General features: G+C 72.1%; 18 protein-coding genes. 10 read left to right on the forward strand and 8 right to left on the reverse strand.

Annotated features, from left to right (window positions below; all coding sequences use genetic code 11):
- Nucleotides 1-15 precede the first annotated feature (15 nt).
- From AC1MLT_RS15795 to pxpA, 7 genes are all read left to right on the forward strand, one after another.
- Nucleotides 16-1,470, forward strand: a complete 1,455-nt coding sequence (locus tag AC1MLT_RS15795; RefSeq protein WP_481033138.1) for a M16 family metallopeptidase — start codon at nt 16-18, stop codon at nt 1,468-1,470.
- Between the two features lie 14 nt (nt 1,471-1,484).
- Complete coding sequence (locus tag AC1MLT_RS15800; protein ID WP_481033139.1) at nt 1,485-2,837, forward strand: M16 family metallopeptidase; 1,353 nt, start codon at nt 1,485-1,487, stop codon at nt 2,835-2,837.
- Nucleotides 2,834-3,553 carry an RsmD family RNA methyltransferase gene (locus AC1MLT_RS15805; protein WP_481033140.1) on the forward strand — a complete coding sequence of 240 codons (720 nt, stop codon included), beginning with the start codon at nt 2,834-2,836 and terminating at the stop codon, nt 3,551-3,553. Before AC1MLT_RS15800 ends, AC1MLT_RS15805 begins: the two co-directional genes overlap by 4 nt.
- Nucleotides 3,554-3,639: 86 nt before the next feature.
- Complete coding sequence (gene coaD, locus AC1MLT_RS15810; RefSeq protein ID WP_481033141.1) at nt 3,640-4,140, forward strand: pantetheine-phosphate adenylyltransferase; 501 nt, start codon at nt 3,640-3,642, stop codon at nt 4,138-4,140.
- An 8-nt stretch (nt 4,141-4,148) separates the two neighbouring features.
- Nucleotides 4,149-4,841, forward strand: coding sequence for a 5-oxoprolinase subunit PxpB (gene pxpB, locus AC1MLT_RS15815; RefSeq protein WP_481033142.1), 693 nt, complete (start codon nt 4,149-4,151; stop codon nt 4,839-4,841).
- Nucleotides 4,838-6,019 (forward strand): 5-oxoprolinase subunit C family protein, encoded by a 1,182-nt coding sequence (locus tag AC1MLT_RS15820; RefSeq protein ID WP_481033143.1) that lies wholly within the window; start codon nt 4,838-4,840, stop codon nt 6,017-6,019. The genes pxpB and AC1MLT_RS15820 overlap by 4 nt, the downstream gene beginning before the upstream one ends.
- Nucleotides 6,009-6,752: a 5-oxoprolinase subunit PxpA gene (pxpA, locus tag AC1MLT_RS15825; protein ID WP_481033144.1), complete on the forward strand. Its 744-nt coding sequence runs from the start codon at nt 6,009-6,011 to the stop codon at nt 6,750-6,752. The genes AC1MLT_RS15820 and pxpA overlap by 11 nt, the downstream gene beginning before the upstream one ends.
- Nucleotides 6,753-6,758: 6 nt before the next feature.
- Here the strand turns inward: pxpA and AC1MLT_RS15830 are convergent, their stop codons facing one another.
- The gene (locus tag AC1MLT_RS15830; protein ID WP_481033145.1) at nt 6,759-7,466 is read right to left on the reverse strand and encodes an alpha/beta fold hydrolase; all 708 of its coding nucleotides are present in this window, start codon (nt 7,464-7,466) and stop codon (nt 6,759-6,761) included.
- 82 nt (nt 7,467-7,548) lie between these two features.
- On the opposite strand from AC1MLT_RS15830, the gene AC1MLT_RS15835 reads away from it, so the two are divergent.
- A complete protein-coding gene (locus AC1MLT_RS15835) occupies nt 7,549-8,262 on the forward strand; it encodes a histidine phosphatase family protein (RefSeq protein ID WP_481033146.1) in 714 nt (237 codons plus the stop codon).
- A gap of 61 nt (nt 8,263-8,323) precedes the next feature.
- On the opposite strand, the gene AC1MLT_RS15840 is transcribed toward AC1MLT_RS15835, so the two are convergent.
- On the reverse strand, nt 8,324-9,247 hold the full coding sequence (locus AC1MLT_RS15840; RefSeq protein ID WP_481033147.1) for a LysR family transcriptional regulator: 924 nt from the start codon (nt 9,245-9,247) through the stop codon (nt 8,324-8,326).
- 148 nt (nt 9,248-9,395) lie between these two features.
- Here AC1MLT_RS15840 and AC1MLT_RS15845 point away from each other — a divergent pair, with 148 nt between their 5' ends.
- Complete coding sequence (locus AC1MLT_RS15845) at nt 9,396-11,087, forward strand: GMC family oxidoreductase (protein ID WP_481033148.1); 1,692 nt, start codon at nt 9,396-9,398, stop codon at nt 11,085-11,087.
- Nucleotides 11,088-11,132: 45 nt separating this feature from the next.
- Here AC1MLT_RS15845 and AC1MLT_RS15850 read toward each other — a convergent pair whose 3' ends face one another.
- Nucleotides 11,133-12,656, reverse strand: coding sequence for a CoA-acylating methylmalonate-semialdehyde dehydrogenase (locus AC1MLT_RS15850; protein WP_481033149.1), 1,524 nt, complete (start codon nt 12,654-12,656; stop codon nt 11,133-11,135).
- 115 nt (nt 12,657-12,771) lie between these two features.
- Here AC1MLT_RS15850 and AC1MLT_RS15855 point away from each other — a divergent pair, with 115 nt between their 5' ends.
- Nucleotides 12,772-13,713: a LysR family transcriptional regulator gene (locus AC1MLT_RS15855; RefSeq protein WP_481033150.1), complete on the forward strand. Its 942-nt coding sequence runs from the start codon at nt 12,772-12,774 to the stop codon at nt 13,711-13,713.
- A 13-nt stretch (nt 13,714-13,726) separates the two neighbouring features.
- Here the strand turns inward: AC1MLT_RS15855 and AC1MLT_RS15860 are convergent, their stop codons facing one another.
- From AC1MLT_RS15860 to AC1MLT_RS15880, 5 genes are read right to left on the reverse strand one after another with little or no spacing between them, the layout of a single operon-like run.
- A complete protein-coding gene (locus tag AC1MLT_RS15860; protein WP_481033151.1) occupies nt 13,727-15,055 on the reverse strand; it encodes a tetratricopeptide repeat protein in 1,329 nt (442 codons plus the stop codon).
- A gap of 20 nt (nt 15,056-15,075) precedes the next feature.
- The gene (locus AC1MLT_RS15865; protein WP_481033152.1) at nt 15,076-16,482 is read right to left on the reverse strand and encodes an amidase; all 1,407 of its coding nucleotides are present in this window, start codon (nt 16,480-16,482) and stop codon (nt 15,076-15,078) included.
- Entirely contained in the window at nt 16,479-17,975 is a 1,497-nt protein-coding gene (locus AC1MLT_RS15870) for an ABC transporter substrate-binding protein (protein ID WP_481033153.1), read from the reverse strand. Before AC1MLT_RS15870 ends, AC1MLT_RS15865 begins: the two co-directional genes overlap by 4 nt.
- Nucleotides 17,976-18,011: 36 nt before the next feature.
- Nucleotides 18,012-18,881 carry an ATP-binding cassette domain-containing protein gene (locus tag AC1MLT_RS15875; RefSeq protein WP_481033154.1) on the reverse strand — a complete coding sequence of 290 codons (870 nt, stop codon included), beginning with the start codon at nt 18,879-18,881 and terminating at the stop codon, nt 18,012-18,014.
- Nucleotides 18,878-19,867 (reverse strand): ABC transporter ATP-binding protein, encoded by a 990-nt coding sequence (locus AC1MLT_RS15880; protein ID WP_481033155.1) that lies wholly within the window; start codon nt 19,865-19,867, stop codon nt 18,878-18,880. Before AC1MLT_RS15880 ends, AC1MLT_RS15875 begins: the two co-directional genes overlap by 4 nt.
- Nucleotides 19,868-19,900 lie beyond the last annotated feature (33 nt).

Below are 19,900 nucleotides of genomic sequence, written 5' to 3' on the forward strand. Positions count from 1 at the left end.
AATCCGAGCCATTCTATGAAACACCCCTTGCAACGCCATGCGGCGCCGGGCGCGGTCCTGGTCCTGGCGCTCATGACGGCCTGGATCGCACCGGCCATCGCCCAGACTCCCGCGCCTTCCCCCGTCTCCGCTTCCTCGTTCCCGCCGGCGACCGGTGGCCCCACGCGCGCCGAACAGTTCACGCTGTCCAATGGCATGACCCTGATCGTCAAGCCCGACCGCCGCTCCCCCACGGCGGTGCACATGGTCTGGGTGCGCGTCGGCTCGATGGACGAGGTCGATGGCACGTCCGGCGTCGCGCATGCGCTGGAACACATGATGTTCAAGGGCACCCAGCGCATCCCGCCGGGTGAATTCTCGCGCCAGGTGGCGGCCCTGGGCGGCCAGGAGAACGCCTTCACGTCGCGCGACCTCACCGGCTACTACCAGCAGATCCCCGCCGCCAGGCTGGAACAGGTGATGAAGCTCGAGTCCGACCGCTTCGCCAACAACCAGTGGCCCGACATCGAGTTCAAGCGCGAGATCGAGGTCATCAAGGAGGAGCGCCGGCTGCGCACCGAGGACCAGCCGCGCGCCCTGCTCGGGGAGCAGCAGAACGCCGCCGTCTTCATGGCCTCGCCCTATCACCGCCCGATCGTCGGCTGGATGAGCGACCTCGATGCCATGACGCCGGACGACGTGCGTGAATTCCATGCCAAGTGGTACGTGCCGGCCAATGCCGCGATCGTGGTGGCGGGCGATGTCGACGTCGCCGCCGTGCGGGCCCTGGCCGAGCGCTACTACGGCCGCATCCCGGCGCGGGCCGTGCCGGTGCGCAAGCCCCGCACCGAGCCCGAGCAGCGCGGCATCCGCCGGCTCGAGTTCAAGGCCCCGGCCGAGCAGGCCTATGTCTCGCTGGCGTTCCGCACGCCGCGCCTGGAGAGCCTCGATGGCGAGAGCGACGTCTGGGCGCTGGTGGTGCTGTCGGCGCTGCTCGACGGCTATCCCGGTGCGCGGCTCGACCGCGCCCTGACGCAGGGCCCCGACCGCGTGGCCGACTCGGCCGGCAGCGGCGCCGGCTTCATCGGCCGTGGCCCGCAGCTGTTCGAACTCGACGGCGTGCCCGCCGCCGGCAAGACGACCGAGGCCGTGGAGGCCGCGTTGCGCGCCGAGGTCGCCCGCGTGGCGAAGGAGGGCGTGGGCGCGGCCGAACTGGCGCGCGTCAAGACGCAGTGGGTGGCCAGCGAGACCTACAAGCTCGATTCCGTGATGGCCCAGGCCCGCGAACTGGGCAGCCAGTGGATCCAGGGCCTGCCGCTGGACGCCAGCGCGCGCATCATCGCGCGGCTCCAGGCCGTGACCGCCGAACAGGTGCAGGCCGTGGCGGGACGCTACTTCGGCGACGACCAGCTCACCGTCGCCACGCTGCGCCCCCTGCCGCCCGAGAAGAACCGCCGCCCGCGCGCCGCGCCCGCCGGCGACCTGCGCTGAAGGACACCGTTTCCATGCCGAATCTCCGAACCGTTGCCGCCAGCCTGGTGCTGGCCGGCGCCGCCGCCTGCGTCGCCCTGCCCGCGCAGGCCGCGCCCCCGATCCAGCACTGGACGCTCGCCAATGGCGCGCGCATCTACCTGGCCGCGACCGACGCGCTGCCGATCGTCGACGTGCAGGTCGACTTCGATGCCGGTGGCCGGCGCGATCCCCCGGCGCAGGCCGGCCTGGCCGACGCCACCGCCCTGATGGTCGAGAAGGGCGTGCGCGCCGGCACCACCGGCGAACCCGCGCTCGACGAGAACGCCCTGGGCGAGGCGTGGGCCGATCTGGGCGCCGCCTTCAATGCCGGCGCCGGCGCCGACCGCACCAGCTTCAACCTGCGCACCCTGGCCGAGCCGTCGTTGCTCGACCGCGCCGTCACCCTGGCCGCACGCGAGATCGGCGAGCCCGCCTTCCCCGAGGACGTCTGGCGGCGCGAGCGCGAGCAGATCGGCGCCGCCATCCGGGAGGCCAACACCCGGCCGGGCACGGTGGTCGCCCGCACCTTCGCGCAGAAGGTCTATGGCGGCCATCCCTATGGCCAGGAGACCACCGAGGCCACGCTCGCGGCGATCGATGTCCCGGCGATGCGCGAGCGCTACGAGCGTCTGATCCAGCCCTGCCGCGCCAAGCTCAGCATCGTCGGCGCGGTGACGCGCGCGCAGGCCGAGGCCATCGCCACGCGGCTGCTGTCGCGCCTGCCGCAGCCCTCCGGCAGCGCCTGCGCGCCGCTGCCATCGGTTCCCGACGTGGCACCGCTCGCGGCGGCGTCGGAGACCGACGTGCCCTTCGATTCGGCCCAGGCGCACGTGATGCTCGGCCAGCCGGGCTACCAGCGCCGCGACCCGGATCACTTCGCGCTCACGCTGGGCAACTACATCCTGGGCGGCGGCGGCTTTGTCTCGCGCCTGACCAACGAGGTGCGCGAGAAGCGCGGGCTGGCCTACAGCGTCTACAGCGGGTTCTCGCCCAGCCTGCACGCGGGCGCCTTCCGCATCGCCTTCCAGACCCGGCCCGACCAGGCCGCGCAGGCCCTGGCCGTGTCGCGCGAGGTGGTGGCGAAGTTCGTCGCCGACGGTCCGACCGCGGCCGAACTCAAGGCCGCGAAGGACAATGTCGTCGGCGGCTTTCCGCTGCTGCTCGACAGCAACGCCAAACTGCTCGGCAACGTCGCCAACATCGCCTGGAACGACCTGCCGCTCGACTATCTCGATACCTGGACCGCCCGCATGAACGCCGTCACCATCTCCGACATCCAGTCCGCCTTCGCGCGCAAGCTCCAACCGCAACGCATGGTCGCCGTGGTGGTGGGAGGCAAGCCATGAGGACGCCCGACTTTCCTTCCTCCTCCTCCTCGCGGCCGGGGCCGCGCGTCGGTCCGACCGGCAAGGCCGCCAAGGCCGGCAAGCCATCGAACCCGCAGCACGACAAGCGCGCGCACGAGGTCCGCATCGTCGGTGGCCAGTGGAAGCGCACGCGCCTGGCCGTGGCCGACAAGCCCGGCCTGCGCCCGACGCCCGACCGGGTCCGCGAGACGCTGTTCAACTGGCTCGCCAGCCTGGCCGGCGCGGGTGGTGGCGAACTGCCCGGCTGGCATTGCGTCGATGCCTTCGCCGGCACCGGGGCGCTGGGCCTGGAAGCCGCCTCGCGTGGCGCGGGACTGGTGCTGCTGTGCGAGCAGGATGCCGATCTGGTGGCGCAACTGCAGAAGACCAAGGCCAAGCTGGCGGCCGAGGCGGTGCGCATCGAGCGCGGCAATGGCGTGACGGCGCTCGAACGCGCGGTGCCGCAAAGCCTGCACCTGGTGCTGCTCGACCCGCCGTTCGAGACCCCCGCGCTCTACGAGCCGGCGTTGCGCGCGGCCGCGCGGGCGCTGCGCCCCGAGGGCGCCGTCTATCTGGAGGCGGCACGCCGCTGGAACGACGACGAGCTCGCCGCTTTCGGCTTGCGGGTGTTCCGCCACCTGAAGGCCGGCGCGGTGCACGCGCACCTGCTGCGGGCCGTGGACGAGGGCGAAGCCGGGGCCGGGCCGTCGGCATAATCCGCGACAACCCGGACGGGTCCGAACCCGTCTTCCGCCGATTTCAGCAGACGCCGTCTCCGACGGCCCCAGAGGAGACTCCACCGATGTCCAGCGTGATCGCGGTCTATCCCGGCACTTTCGACCCCATGACGCTGGGCCACGAGGACGTCATCCGGCGTGCCACCCAGCTGTTCTCGCACGTCATCGTCGCGGTCGCCGCCGGCCACCACAAGAAGGCGCTGTTCTCGCTGCCCGAGCGCATCGCCATGGCCGAGCAGGCCGTCAGGCCCTACAGCGACCGCGTCACCATCGAGAGCTTCTCGGGCCTGCTGCGCGACTTCGTGGTCGCGCGCGGCGGCAAGGCGATGGTGCGCGGCCTGCGCGCCGTCACCGACTTCGACTACGAGTTCCAGCTCGCCGGCATGAACCGCTCGCTCATGCCCGACGTCGAGACCGTGTTCCTCACGCCCAGCGACAAGTACCAGTTCATCTCCAGCACCTTCGTGCGCGAGATCGCCACCCTCGGCGGCGAGATCGACAAGTTCGTCTCGCCCTTCGTGCAGGAGAGGCTCGAGGCCAAGGTGCGCGAACTCGCACGCGGGTAGGGCGCGCGATGCCGATCCCCGCGAGCGCGTCGCGCGACCTGCCGCGCCTCCATGCGCTGGGCGATGCCGCCCTGGTGTGCACCCTGGCCGGACCGGCGACGCTGGCGCGGCAGCGCAGCATCTGGGCGCTGCGCGAGGAGGCGCTGCGGTGGCCGGCGGTGAGCGAGGCCCTGCCGGGCATGAACAACCTGACCCTGCTGTTCGACCCGGCCCTGATCGATGCCACGGAACTGGAGATCCAGGTGCTGGCCGCGTGGCCGCAACTCGCCGCGGCCGGTCGCGAGGACCTGGACGCGCCCGGGCGCACCATCGAGATCCCGGTCGCCTATGGCGGCGAGCACGGCCCCGACCTGGCCGATGTCGCCGCCCACACCGGCCTCGCGCCGGCCGAGGTGGCGCGGCGCCACGCTGCCGGCGACTACGTGGTCTACCTGCTGGGCTTCCTGCCCGGCTTCGCCTTCCTGGGCGGCCTGCCGCCCGAACTCGCCACGCCACGGCGCGCCGAGCCGCGCCTGGCCGTGCCGGCCCGCTCGGTCGGCATCGGCGGTGCCCAGACGGGCATCTACCCGCTCGCATCGCCCGGCGGCTGGCAGCTGATCGGACGCACCCCGATCGAACTGTTCGACCCGCAGGCGGCCGCACCGACCCTGCTGCGGCCGGGCGACCGCGTGCGGTTCGTCGTGGAGCGCATCGAATCATGATCGTCGTCGTCAAGCCGGGCCTGCTGGCCTCGGTCCAGGACCTGGGCCGCCATGGCCAGCGCGAGCTCGGCATCTGTCCCGGCGGCGCGCTCGATCCGCTGGCGCTGACCCTGGCCAACCGGCTGGTGGGCAACGCGCCTGGCGCCGCCGGCATCGAGCTAACCATGGGCCGCTGCGAACTGCGCTTCGAGGCCGACACCCGCATCGCGCTGGCCGGCGGCGATTTCGGCGCCCGGCTCGATGGCGTCCCGCTGGCGCCCCACTGGAGCGTGGCCGTGCGGGCCGGCCAGTCGCTGGTGCTGGGCAGCGGCGTGGCGCAGGCGATCCGGGTCTGGCTGGCGGTGGCCGGCGGCATCGACGTGCCGCTGGTGCTCGGCTCGCGCAGCACCGATCTCAAGGCCGGCTTCGGTGGCCATCGGGGGCGGGCGCTGCGCAAGGGCGACCGGCTGGCGCTGGGCCTGTCGATGCTCGACGCGGCGCAGCGCGAGCGCCGCGCGCTCGGCCTGCGCGGGCCGGCCGGCGGCATCGACGAGCGGGCGCGCCATGGATCCGACGACGGCGCCATCGCCGCCGCCGAGGTCGCCGACCGCGCGCACAGCCTCTTCGGCCACGGCGGCACGGACGACGACGAGCCCGACGACGAGGGCGCCACCACCGTGCTGCGCGTCATGCCCGGCCCCGAATTCGACCAGTTCACGCGGGCCTCGCAGGCCCTGCTGTGGGACGCGCGCTGGCGCGTCACGCCCCAGAGCAACCGCATGGGCAGCCGGCTCGACGGTCCGGCGCTGCAGCGCGGCCGCGCCATCGACATGCTGTCCTCGGGCGTGGTGCCCGGCACGATCCAGGTGCCGCCCGCGGGCCAGCCGATCATCCTGATGGGCGATGCCCAGACCACCGGCGGCTATCCGCGCATCGGCGCCGTGATCCGGGCCGACCTGTGGAAGCTGGCGCAGGCGCCGCTGGGCGGCATGCTGCGCCTGGTGGAGGCCGATGCCGCGCGCGCCCGGCAGGCCTGGGAGGCGCAGCGACGCTACCTGGCCCTGGTCCTGCAGGGGTTGAGCGCGGCGGACTGGCCCCTGGCGCCGGAGTCGGCGGCAACATCGGCGGCCGTCGCGGTCCCGCCCGCGAGTTCCGCGAATTCCTCTTCCTCCCTTCAAGGACATCCCCATGCAGATTGATCTCAACGCCGATCTCGGCGAAGGCGCCGGCAGCGACGAGGCACTGCTCGCCCTGGTGAGCTCGGCCAACATCGCCTGCGGCTGGCACGCCGGCGACGCCTCCACCATGCGGCAGTGCGTGCGCTGGGCCATCGACCATCAGGTGGCGATCGGCGCGCATCCGAGCTTTCCGGACCGCGCCAACTTCGGCCGCAGCGCCATGCAGCTGCCGCCGCAGGAGATCATCGACGGCATGCTCTACCAGATCGGCGCGTTGGCGGCGATCGTGCGGGCCGAGGGCGGCACGCTGGCGCACGTCAAGCCGCACGGCATGCTCTACAACCAGGCGGTCAACGAGCCCGAACTCGCCGCCGCCATCTGCGAGGCCGTGCGGCGCTTCGATCCGGGCCTGCGCTTCTTCGGCCTGGCCGGCAGCGGCATGATCGCCGCCGCCGAGCGCGCCGGCCTCAAGCCCGTGGAGGAGGTGTTCGCCGATCGCGGCTACATGCCCGATGGCAGCCTGGTGCCGCGCAGCCAGCCCGGCGCGCTGATCGAGGACGAAGCACGGTCGCTGGCGCAGACGCTGTCGCTGGTGCGCGACCACCGTGTCACGGCCATCGACGGCAGCGTCGTCGCCGTCAACGCCCAGACCGTCTGCCTGCATGGCGACGGCGCCCACGCGCTGGCGTTCGCGCGGCGCATCCGCGAGGCGCTGGAGCACGAGGGCATCGCGGTGATGGCCACGCCGGCCTGAGGTCGTTCAGGCGGCCGGCAGCGCCGCCAGCCAGCCGGACAATGCCGCGTTCACCAGCAGCGGCTTCTCCATCGTCAGCATGTGGCCGCACGACGGGATCCAGTGCAGCGCGGCATGCGGGACAAGGGCGGCGATCTCGCTCGAGCATTCCGGCGGCGTGAGGCGATCGGTGTCGCCGCACAGCACCAGCACCGGGCAGCGCAGGGCGCCCAGGTGCGCGCGCGCATCGGGCCGCTGCATCACGGCGCGGTTCTGGCGCACCAGCTGCGCCACGCCGGCATCCAGCACCATCTCCACGTAGCGCCGCACCAGCGCCTTGTCCGCCGCCTGCGCCGGGTGGAAGGCGAAGTTGGCGTTGAACTCGATCAGCTCGCGCGCCTCTCCGCGCTCGAACAGGCCGATGGCCGATTCGCGCAGGCGGAACATCTCCGGCGTCTCCGGCCGCGGGCTGGTGCCCAGCAGGGCCAGCCCGGCGATGCGCCCGGGCGCCTGGCGCGCGGCCTCCATGGCGATCATCCCGCCCATCGAGGCCCCGCACAGCACCAGCGTGCCGTCGTGCTCGGCGAGCAGGGCGCGCGCCATGGCCTCGATGCCGTCGTGGCGCATGTGCACGTCGCTCACGACGGGGTGGAAGGCCGGTGCCACGGCGGCTTGCTGGGCGTGCCAGAGGCGGGCATCGCAGGCCAGGCCGGGCAGGAAGACGAGTCGGGTCATGGTCCGATTCTCGGTGACCGCGCACGGTCGTCATCGCCGCGACCGACCCGCGTCACGCGGGCCGCCGACAATGGCCGACGCCATGACCCGATCCGACGCCATCCCCTCCGCCATGCCCGCCGCCTCCGGCGCCACCGAGCTCCTCCTGGTGCGCCACGGCGAGACCGCCTGGAACCGCGAGCTGCGCTTCCAGGGCCACGCCGACATCCCGCTCAACGACATCGGCCACGAGCAGGCGCGCCGCGTCGGGCTGCGGCTGGCGGGCGAGGCGGTGGACCACCTGTTCTGCAGCGACCTGCTGCGCGCCCAGCAGACCGCCGCGCCGGCCGCGCACCTGCTCGGCCTGCCGGTGGTGACACTGGCCGGATTGCGCGAACAGCATTTCGGCGTCGTCGAGGGCTTGCGCGGCGACGAGATCCGCGAGCTGCATCCACGCGCCTGGGAGGAGTGGCTCGAATTCCGCGAGGACCACGCCATGCCCGAGGGCGAGTCGCCCCGGCGCTTCCATGCCCGCGTGATCGAGACGCTGGGCACCATCGCCGCGGCGCATGCCGGCCGCACGCTGCTGGTGGTGACGCATGGCGGGGTGCTCGACATGGTCTGGCGCACCGCCCAGGGGCTGGGTCTGAACGGACCACGCCAGAGCGACATCCCCAATGCCGGCGTCAGCCGCATCCGCCTGGCCGATCCGATGCGGCCCGAGCGCATCGAGATCGTCGACTGGGCCGACATCCGCCACCTGGCCGACCTGCCGGCCCAGCCGGTCTACGACCAGCGCCGGCACCTGGCGAAGTAGGGCGCGCGGACGGCACGTCGCCCGGCACCGGCCGGCCGGGCCCTGCGGCTCGGGCTCGGGCTCAGGCCGGTCCCCAGACGCTGGCGAGGGCCTCCCAGGCCGCCGCGACGACCGGTTCGTGGCGGCGCTCGCGCAGGCAGACGAAGGTCAGCGCGCAGTCCAGCCCGACGCGATCGGCGATCGCCAGGCCGAAGGCCTGGCTCTCCCGGATGGCGATCGAGTCGCGCATCAGCGAGAGTCCGATGCCCGACTTCACCAGGTCGATCATCGAGGCTTCCTGGTCGACCCGGGCCACGCGCGGCGGCGCCATCCCGGTCAGCGAGCCGGGACCGAAGACGCCGGCGAGCAGGCGGTGGTGCACCGACTGCTCGGGCGTCGACAGCCACGGCAGGCTCGCCAGGCCGTGCCAGTCCTGGCCGGCGACCCGGGACGCCCAGCCCGGGGGCGCGACCACCCGGTAGGTGAAGGGCGTCAGCAGCCGGACGGCGAACCGGTCCGCATACGCACCCGCGCCGGCCGGGGCCGAGGCATCGAGATGGAAGCCGGCGTCGAGCCGGCCGTCGTCGATCTGCGCGATCACGTCGCCGCTCATGGCCTGACGCAGTTCGATCTGGGCGTGGGGCGCGGCCTCCACCATCCGCCGCAGGAATTCGCCCAGGCGGATGAAGGCGGGATCGAGGATCGTCCCCAGGCGCAATGTGCCGACGACCGCGTCCTGCAGCCGGATCGCGGCATGGTTGAAATCGGCCAGGCTCGACAGCACCCGCTCGGCCCGGGGCAGCAGCGCCAGGCCCTCGGGCGTGAGCTCCAGGCCGCGCGGCAGGCGGCGGAACAAGGTCAGCCCGAGTTGCTCGGCCAGCGATTTCAGCTGCAGGCTGACGGCGGGCTGGCTCAGGTGCAGGTGGGCCGCCGCGCGCGAGACGCTGCCGTCCCGCGCGACGGTCACGAAGGCGCGCAGCAGCTGCAGATCGGCAATGGCCCTCATGGATGGCTTCTCCTATTGGCGCAGCTTATAGGAGCGGGTCGCGGATTTGATTGGCGTCGCGGCTCCGCGATGGCCACACTGTCGCGGTCCCGTTCCGACCCGGTCCGGCCCTTCCTTGCTCCCTTCCTTCCTATTGCGCACCGACCCCATGAGCGACACCACGGCATTCGACTACCTCGTCATCGGCGGCGGGACCGCCGGCGCATTGATGGCCAACCGCCTGACCCAGGACGGCCGCCATCGCGTGCTGCTGGTGGAGGCCGGGCGGCGCGACGACTACCACTGGATCCACATCCCGGTGGGCTATCTCTACTGTATCGGCAACCCGCGCACCGACTGGCTCTACAGCACCGAGGCCGACGCCGGCCTCAACGGCCGCGTGCTGCGCTATCCGCGCGGCAAGACGCTCGGCGGCTGCTCCAGCATCAACGGCATGATCTACATGCGCGGACAGGCCCGCGACTACGACGGCTGGGCGCGGCTCACCGGCGACGACGCCTGGCGCTGGGAGCACGTGCTGCCGGCCTTCAAGCGCCACGAGGACCACTACCTGGGCGATCCCCGGGCCGCGGCGGCCGTCGGCGCCGGCGCCCCGGACCCCGACTTCGCCACCTTCCACGGCGTGGGTGGCGAGTGGCGCGTCGAGAAGCAGCGCCTGCGCTGGGACATCCTCGATGCCTTCGCGCAGGCCGCGCAGCAGGCCGGTATCCCGCACTCGAGCGACTTCAACCGCGGCGACAACGAGGGCGTGGGCTACTTCCAGGTCAACCAGAAGAACGGCTGGCGCTGGAACACCGCCAAGGCCTTCCTGCGCCCGACCTGCGAGCGGCGCCCCAACTTCACCATGTGGACCGGCGCCCAGGTCGCCCGGCTGACCTTCGAGACACTGCCCGACGGCGGCCGGCGCTGCACCGGCGCCGAGGTCTGGAACGGCCGCGAGACCGTCCGCGTGCGCGTCGCGCGCGAAGTGGTGCTGTGCGCCGGCAGCATCGGCTCGCCGCAGATCCTGCAGCTCTCGGGTATCGGTCCGGCCGCGCTGCTGCGCGAGCATGGCATCGAGGTCGTGGCCGACCTGCCCGGGGTCGGCGCCAACCTGCAGGACCACCTGCAGATCCGCGCCGTCTACCGCATCTCCGGCGCGCCCACGCTCAACGTGCTGGCCTCCACGCTGCATGGCAAGGCCAGGATCGGCCTGGAATACCTGTTCAAGCGCAGCGGGCCGATGAGCATGGCGCCATCGCAACTGGGCGCCTTCACGCGCAGTTCGCCGCAGCAGCCCTGGCCGAACCTGCAGTACCACGTGCAGCCGCTCTCGCTCGATGCCTTCGGCGAGCCGCTGCACAGCTTCCCGGCCTTCACCGCCAGCGTGTGCAACCTCAATCCGACCAGTCGCGGCACCGTGCGCATCCGCAGTCCGCGCTTCGCCGACGCGCCGGCCATCGCGCCCAACTACCTGAGCACCGACGAGGACCGGCAGGTCGCCGCCGATTCGCTGCGCGTCACGCGCCGCATCGCGGCCCAGCCGGCCCTGGCCGCCTACCGTCCGGAGGAATGGAAGCCCGGCGTGCAGTACCAGAGCGACGCGGACCTGGCCCGGCTCGCGGGCGACATCGCCACCACCATCTTCCATCCGGTGGGCACCACCAAGATGGGAGCCGACGACGACCCGGCGGCCGTGCTGGACTCGCGTCTGCGGGTGCGCGATGGCCGTGGCGGGCGGATCGCCGGCCTGCGGGTGGTCGATGCCGGCGCCATGCCGACCATCACCAGCGGCAACACCAACAGCCCGACATTGATGATGGCGGAGCGGGCCGCCGCCTGGATCCGGCAGGACGCCTGAGCGCCTGCCGCGCCGCTGCCGACGTCGCCGCCGCCGGCCGGGTCCTCACTTGGCCGTCGGCATGACGAACTCGGCGCCTTTGCCGATGCTCTCCGGCCAGCGCTGCATGACCGACTTCTGCTTGGTGTAGAAGCGCACGCCTTCCTCGCCATAGGCGTGCATGTCGCCGAACAGCGAGCGCTTCCAGCCGCCGAAGCCATGCCAGGCCATCGGCACCGGGATCGGCACGTTGATGCCGACCATGCCGACCTCGATGCGGCGGGCGAACTCGCGCGCCACGTGGCCGTCGCGCGTGAAGCAGCTGACGCCGTTGCCGAACTCGTGCGCGTTGATCAGGTCCACCGCCGCCGCCAGGTCTGCCACCCGCACGCAGCCGAGCACCGGGCCGAAGATCTCCTCCTTGTAGATGCGCATCTCCGGCGTGACATGGTCGAACAATGTGCCGCCCATCCAGAAGCCGCCGGCCGTGTCGGTGCCGTTGTCGCTGCCCGCCGTCGCCGCGTCGAAGCCGCGGCCGTCGACCAGCAGCTGCGCGCCTTCCTGCTCGCCCAGGGCGATGTAGCCGGTGATGCGCTCGTGCGCGGCCCGGGTGACGATCGGGCCCATCTCGGCGGCCAGGTTCTCGCCGTCGAGCACCTTGAGCGACTTCGCGCGCTCGACCAGCTTGGGGATCAGGCGGTCGGCCGCGTCGCCCACCAGCACCGCCACCGAGATCGCCATGCAGCGCTCGCCGGCCGAGCCGTAGCCCGCGCCGATGAGCGCATCGACGGCCTGGTCGATGTCGGCGTCGGGCATCACCACCATGTGGTTCTTGGCGCCGCCGAGGGCCTGCACCCGCTTGCCGTGGCGCGCGCCGGTCTCGTAGATGTAGTTGGCGATCGGCGTCGAGCCGACGAAGCTGATCGCCTTGACGTCCGGGTGCTCCAGCAAGGCGTCGACCGCCGCCTTGTCGCCCTGGACGACGTTGAAGACGCCATCGGGCAGGCCGGCCTCCTTCAGCAGCTCGGCCATGCGCAGCGACGCGCTCGGGTCGGTCGGGCTGGGCTTGAGGATGAAGGCGTTGCCCGCGGCGATGGCCACCGGGAACATCCACATCGGCACCATCACGGGGAAGTTGAAGGGCGTGATGCCCGCGACCACGCCCAGCGGCTGGCGCAAGGTCCAGTTGTCGATGCCGGTGGAGACCTGGTCGGTGAAGTCACCCTTCAGGAGCTGCGGGATGCCGCAGGCGAACTCGACGATGTCGATGCCGCGGCTGACCTCGCCCTGGGCATCGGTGAAGACCTTGCCGTGCTCGGCGGTAATGAGGTGGGCCAGCTCGTCCTTGTGGCGGTTGAGCAGTTCCAGGAACTTGAACATCACGCGGGCGCGGCGGATCGGGGGGGTGTCGGCCCAGGCCGGGAAGGCCGCCTTGGCGGCCGCCACGGCGCTATCGACGTCGGCCGCGCCGGCCAGGTGCACCCGGCCCGTGACCGCGCCGGTGGCCGGGTTGGTCACGTCCTGCGTGCGGGAGGAGGCGCCATCGGCGCGACGGCCGGCGATGAAGTGGGGGATCTGGATCGGGGTCATGGCCGTGCGGGTCGCGCAGGAAGTGGAACTCGCCGCAGTCTAGGCAACAACGCGTGCGCGACCAAGATGCCGAAACCGAATTGATTGTTCGCGTTGGTGAACAATGAAGACCACCATGAATGACTTGAAGGTCGAATCGCTGTGGCTGCATCTGCACTGGCTCACGGTGCTAGCCCAGCAGGGCAGCTACACCCGCGCCGCGCAGCGCCTGGGCGTGAGCAAGGCCTCGATGAGCCAGCGCATCGCCGAGCTCGAACGCGCGGCCGGCGTGCCGCTGGTCCAGCGCACCACCCGCAGCATCCGCTTCACGCAGGCCGGTCAGGTGCTGGTGGACAGCCTGGGCCGGCCGTTCGGGCAGATCGCCGAGGCCTTCGCCAGCGTGCGCGACACCGCCGGCGTGCCGCGTGGCCTGGTGCGCGTGACCGCCCCGGTCGCCTTCGCGCGCCAGCAGCTGGTGCCCCGGCTGGGCGGCTTCTTCCGCGCCATGCCCGAAGTCGGGATCGAGCTCGACCTGTCGGATCGCCTGAGCTCGCTGGCGCTGGAGGGTTTCGATCTGGCGATCCGCCACGTCGCCGCGCCGCCGGACACGCACGTGGCGTGGACGCTGTGCCGCACGCGCTCGGTGCTGGTCGCGAGCCAGGACTATCTGCAGCGCCGGGGCACGCCCGCGACGCCCCAGGACCTGGCGCTGCACGACTGCCTCTACTACCCGCGCGCGCAGGCCGTGCCGAGCTGGCACTTCGAGGCCCCCGATGCGCCGCGCGTTCCGGCATCGCGCGTCAGCCTGCAGGTCGCCGGCCCCTTCGCGGCCAACAACAGCGAGGCCCTGAGGGACGCGGCCGTGGCCGGACTCGGCATCGCGCTGATGCCGGACTTCAGCGCCCAGTCGGCGTTGCGCGAAGGCCGGCTCGTCGAGGTGTTGCCGCGCTGGCAATCGGTCGACGCCTTCGCCGGGCAGCTGTTCGCGATCCGGCCCTATGCGGCCCAGGTGCCGCGCGCGGTGGCGGCCTTCGTCGACTGGCTGCGGGTGGAGCTGGCGGGCGGCTTCGCGGTGTGAGGGGAAGCGGGGCCTATCTCAGTTCCAGCAGGTCGTCGACGGCGGCCACCTGCCGCCGCAGGCGCAGCGACTCGGGCTGGCCGTTGCGCTGACGCTGCAGCACGTCCTGCGCCGCCGCCAGCGAGCGCGGCGTGCGCGCGCGCATCCGGGCATCCAGCAGCACCTGCTCGAACAGGTCGCGTTGCGCATGGCTGCCGCCGATCTCGATCATGCGCGGCAGCGCCGTGCCCAGCGACTCGATGGCGCCGTCGAAGTCGCCGCGCGCGTGCGCCCGCAGCCCGTGCGCGGCCGGCACGCAGACCTGCTGCCAGGCGGCGCGGGTCTGCGCCGGCGCGGTGGCGGCGAAGGTCTCGATGTTGCGCAGCAGGACATCGGCCTCGGCACGCCCGGCGCGCGCCAGGCCATAGAGGTACTGCAGGTCGAGGAAGGGCAGCACGTGGTCGTCGAGCCGGCTCGTCAGGTGCGTGGCGACGTCGTCCCAGCGCGCGCCGACGTCGATGCCCGACAGCTCGAGGCGCGCCAGCAGCGACACGGCGCCGATCTGGTCCTGCGTGTAGTCGCGGGCCACGCCCCAGACGTGGTCGTCGTAGACGGCCAGCGCCTCGTCGTCGCGTCCAAGGTCGATCAGGAACAGCGCCACGTGCCACCAGTTGTGCGTGACCATGAAGGAATTCAGGCCGCTCCAGGTGTCGCTCACGCCCCGCATGAAGTCCAGGCCTTCGGTCAGCCGCCCCTCCGTCAGCATGACGTGGCCGAGCGCGTGGTGCGCCCAGGGTTCCTTGCGACGCAGGGCGATGGCGCGGCGCGCGCTGGCCTCGGCCTCGCGCAGGCGGTGGCACTGCTCGTAGCCGAAGGCGGCCATGCCGTGAGCCTGGGCCACGTCGGCGGTGGCCGGCAGCACGGTCTGCGCCAGGCGCAGCAGGCCGGGGAAGTCGCCGGTGTTGAAGCAGTGGTACTGGCCGAGCTTGACCGAGGCGAGATCGCGCGGGTGCTCGCGCGCCTGTTCGTGGTGCAGCGCGATGGCGCCCTCGACGTCGCCGTCGATCCAGGCGCCGATGGCGGCGATGAAGCGCCGCTCGCGCGGCGTGACGCGCGCCGCTGCGGCGCGGGCGCGTTCGATGAAGGGCCGGGCGCCGGGCGCGCCGTCGCGCGACTCGGAGAACATGTGCAGCGCGGCGCAGAAGGCCTGCACCAGCGGCGTGCCATCGTCGGCGGCGGACAGCACCTCGGCGGCGCTCGATTCGCAGGCGATGAAGCCGCCGACGAAGGCGTCGATGGCCGCCGCCGCGCCGGGCTCGTCGAGCGTGACCGGGTTGCCCAGGAAGTCGGTGGCGATCGTCATGGTCGGCTTCGCGATGCGTCTCAGGCGCCGTCGGGCGGCACCGGCCAGGGCCGCTGCGCCTCGCGGATCTGCTCGAAGGCGCGCGCGACCTGCAGCACGCCCAGGTCGTCGAAGCGGCGTCCGGCGATCTGCAGGCCGATCGGCAGGCCGGCGCCGGTGTAGCCGCAGTTGATCGAGGCGGCCGGCTGCTCGGACATGTTGAACGGCACCGTGAAGCCGATGTGTTCGAGCGGGCGCAGCGGATCGTTGGTGGGCGAGGGCCACTCGGCCGGCGCCGGCGAGTTGGGCGCGGTCGGCGAGATGACGTAGTCGTATTCGGCGCAGGCCGCCACCGCCGCCAGGCGCGTGGCGTGGAACTGGCTGAAGGCGCGGAAGACATGCTCGCCATCGAAGTCGGCTGCGCTCTCGGCCCAGCGGCGGATGTAGGGCAGCACCTTCTCGCGCTGCGCCGGCGCCAGCGCCTGCAGGTCGACGTGCGAGCGCATGCGCCAGAGGTGGTCCATGCCGTCCAGCAGGGTCTGCGTCATGAAGGGCCGCATCGGCTCGACGATGGCGCCGGCGGCCTCGAACAGCATCGCGGCGCGCTCGACCGCGGCGCGGATCTCCGGCTCCACCGGCAGGCCGCAGCCGGCGTCCAGCAGCAGTCCGATGCGCAGGCCGCGCAGGTGGTCGGCATGGACGTCGAAGGCGTCCCAGTCGATGTCCTGGGGCGGCAGGTTCATGCTGTCGCGCGCGTCGGGGCGCGACAGCGCCTCGAGCATCAGGGCGGCATCGCCGACCTCGCGCGTCATCGGGCCGGCGGCGCGGCCCATGTAGGGCGGATCGATCGGCACGCGGCCCAGGCTGGGCTTGAGCGTGAAGATGCCGCACCAGGCCGCCGGCAGGCGCAGCGAGCCGCCGATGTCGGTGCCGATGTGCAGGGGTCCGTAGCCGGCCGCGGCGGCGGCGCCGGCGCCGGCGCTCGAACCGCCGGGCGTGCGCGAGAGGTCCCATGGATTGCGCGCCAGCTTGTGGAAGCTGGAGAGGCCCGACGACAGCATGCCGTAGTCGGGCATGGTGGTCTTGGCCAGGATCACGGCGCCGGCCTCCTTCAGGCGCGCGGCCGGCGGCGCGTCGTGCCGGGCCGCCACCAGCGTGACGGCGGCGGTGCCGGCGGGCAACGGATCGCCACGCGTGGCGATGTTCTCCTTGATGGTGACGGGCACGCCATCGAGCGGGCCTTGCGCCTCGCCGCGCCGCCAGCGCGCCTCGGAGGCCCGCGCCTGGTCGAGCGCCGCCTCCGGGCGCAGCAGCCAGGTCGCCTGCAGATGGGGTTCCCAGCGCTGGATGTGGTCGAGCACGTCGCGCGCCACCTCGACCGGCGACAGCGATCCGTCGCGGTAGGCCGCGCCCAGTTCGCGCGCCGAGAGTTCGTGCGGCCGGCTCATCCCCATGACAGCGCGGAGAGGTCGTTGGCGAAGATCGGCAGTTCCTTCCACAGGCCCTTGACGTTCTTCTTGGCGATGGTCGGGAACTGCGGCTGGTAGAGGTAGCCGTTGGCGGCGTCGGTGGCCAGCAGCTTCTGCGCCTCGCCCAGCAGCCGGGCGCGCTCGGCCGGGGCGCCGGTGTTCTGGATCTTGTCGTAGAGCGCGTTGAAGGCCTTGGACTGGTAGCCCCAGTAGTAGTCCGGCTTGGCGTAGTTGCCGAGGTCGAACGGCTCGACGTGCGAGACGATCGACAGGTCGTAGTTCTTGTTGCCGTAGGTGCCGCTCAGCCACTGCGCCCATTCCACGTTCTGCACCTTCACCACGATGCCGATGCGGGCGAGCTGCGCCACGATCATCTCGCCGCCCTGGCGCGCGTAGGGCGGTGGCGGCAGCGTCATGGTGAGTTCGAGCGGCGTCTTCACGCCGGCCTCGGCCAGCAGCTTCTTGGCCTTCTCGACATCGAAGGGATTGATGCCGGTGGTGTCGACATAGCCCGCCGCGCCGGGCACGTAATGGCTGCCGATGGGCACGCCGAAGCCGTCGGCGGCGCCGTCGATGAAGGCCTTGCGGTCGACGGCGGCCAGGATGGCGCGGCGCACCCGCACGTCGTCCAGCGGCTTCCTGGCGTTGTTGATCGCCAAGATCGTCTTGGCGCGCGACCCCGCCAGGATGACCTGGAACTGCGGGTTGTTGCGGAACTGCGCCACGATGCGGGTGCCCGCGCGCGGGAAGACGTCGACGTCGCCTGCCATCAGCGCGGCCGCCTGCGCCGCGCTGTCGGAGATGAAGCGGAAGGTGATGCGGTTGATCCTGGCCTGGGCCGGGTTGCGATAGCCGTCCCACTTCGTCAGGACCAGCGAGGCGCCCTTGTTGTAGGCCTCCAGCTTGTACGGGCCGGTGCCCACGGGCTTGGCGGCGTTGGTGTCGGCGCTCTTGGGCTCGACGATGATGGCCGTCGCCTGACCGAGCGCGAAGGGCAGGTCGGGATCGATCTCCTTGTTCAGGATCACGACGGTGAATTCGTCGACCGCCTGCACGCTCATGGCGGCGAAGGTGCGCTTGTCCTTGTTGGTGCTCTTGTCGCCGCCGGCGCGCTCGAAGCTGAACTTCACGGCCTGCGCGTTGAATGGCTCGCCGTTCTGGAACTTCACCCCGCGCCGCAGGCGGAAGGTGTAGGTCTTCAGGTCGGGCGAGACATCCCAGCTCTCGGCCAGCAGCGGGGCGACGCTGCCGTTCTCGTTGACCTTGGTGAGCGTCTCGTAGATGTTGTAGAGCGTGACCTCGGCGATCGAGGCGGCGGCGTTGGCCGTCGGGTCCAGGCCGGTCGGCTCCAGCGTCATGCCCAGCACGATGGCGTCCTTGCGGCCCTGAGCCAGCGCGGCGGCCGGGGCGGCGAGCGAGCCGAGGGCGAGCGAGGCGCTGCCGGTGGCGAGGAGGGTGCGGCGGTTCAACATGCGGGAAGACTCCTGGTTCTGTGACTGTGACTGCGACTACGAAGGGATCCGGGCCGGCGCGTGATGCACCGGACCGTGGGGCACGGCATCGAGCAGGCGGCGCGTGTAGGGGTGTTGGGCGTCGCGGAACAGGCGCTCGGAGGGTCCCGATTCGACGATCTTGCCCTTGAGCAGCACCACCACGTCGTCGCACAGGTGGTTGACCACCGCGAGGTCGTGGCTGATCAGCAGGAAGCTGATGCCCGATTGCTGCTGCAGGTCCTGCATCAGGTTGAGCACCTGCGCCTGCACCGAGACGTCGAGCGCGCTGACCGGCTCGTCGGCGACGATCAGCTGGGGCCGCGTGATCAGGGCCCTGGCGATGGCGATGCGCTGGCGCTGGCCGCCGGAGAACTCGTGCGGGTACTTGTCCAGGTCGGTGGCGCGCAGGCCGACGGCGGCGAGCGACTCGCCGGCGCGCTCGCGCCGCTCGGCGCGGCTGGTACCGCCCAGCGCCTCGATCGGCTCGGCGACGATGCGCGCCACGGTCTGGCGCGGATCGAGCGAGCCGTAGGGATCCTGGAACACCATCTGGAAATCGCGCCGCGCCGCGCGCAGCTCGGCCGGCGGCAGGGCGTTCAAGTCGCGCCCGCGCATGCGCACGTGGCCCGACGTCGGCTTGTCCAGCGCCATCACCAGGCGCGCGAGCGTCGACTTGCCCGAGCCCGATTCGCCGACGATGCCCAGGCTGCGGCCGGCCTCGACGCGGAAGCTCACGCCATCGAGCGCCCGCACCACCGGCACCGGTCCGAACAGCGACTCGCGCGGCAGCGCGTAGTGGCGCACGAGGTCGGTGACCTCGAGCAGGGGCCCGGCGTCCGTGCGCGCGGCGGTCGTCGCGAGGGGGGTGGAGGCGGCGGCGTTCATGCGGGCTGGCCCTGGGCGGCGGCGACCGCGTCGAGTCGCAGGCAGCGCACGCGATGGTCGTGCGGCAGTTCCACGGCCGGCGGGCGGGTGGTGCGACAGGCGTCGATGGTGAAGTCGCAGCGGCCGGCGAAGGGGCAGCCGGGCGGCAGGTCGACCAGTTCGGGCACGCTGCCGCGGATCGTCGCCAGGCGGCCGCCGCGCGGCGCCCCCAGCACCGGGCGGGCGGCGAACAGACCCTGCGTGTAGGGGTGCGCGCGGTGCGCGAACAGCGCCGCCGTCGGCCCGCTCTCCACCACGCTGCCGCCATACATCACCAGCATGCGTTCCACCGTGTTGGCGATCACGCCGAGGTCGTGGGAGATCAGGATCAGGGCCATGCCGCGCTCGGCCACCAGTTCGGCGATCAGGTCGAGGATCTGCTTCTGCACCGTGACGTCCAGCGCCGTGGTCGGTTCGTCGGCGATCAGCAGGTCGGGTCCGCAGGCCAGGGCCATGGCGATGCCGATGCGCTGGCGCTGGCCGCCGGAGAACTGGTGCGGATAGGCGTCGAGCCGCGTGGCCGCGTTGGGGATGCCGACGCGCTCGAGCAGGGCCAGCGCCTCCTGGCGCGCGGCGGCCGCGGGGAGGCCGCGATGCAGCCGCAGCGGCTCGGCCACCTGGCGCGCGATGGTGTGCAGCGGGTTCAATGCCGTCATCGGTTCCTGGAAGATCATGCCGATGCGGTGGCCCCGGATGCGGCACATCGCGGCGTCGCTCAGGCCCACCAGATCCTGGCCGTCGAAGCGGATGCGCCCCGACACCCGCGCCGTGTCGGGCAACAGGCCCATGAGCGACTGCACGGTGATCGACTTGCCGCAACCCGATTCGCCGACGATGCCCAGCGTCTGGCCGCGCTCCAGCGCGAAGGAGATGCCGCGCACTGCGTCGGCTGGGCCGCGCTGCGTCTGCAGGCGGATGTGGAGATCGTCGACTTCGAGCAAGGCCATCTCAGTGATCCAGGGCACGGACTGCGCGGACTG

It is taken from the genome of Variovorax sp. PEI5 (assembly GCF_056679935.1).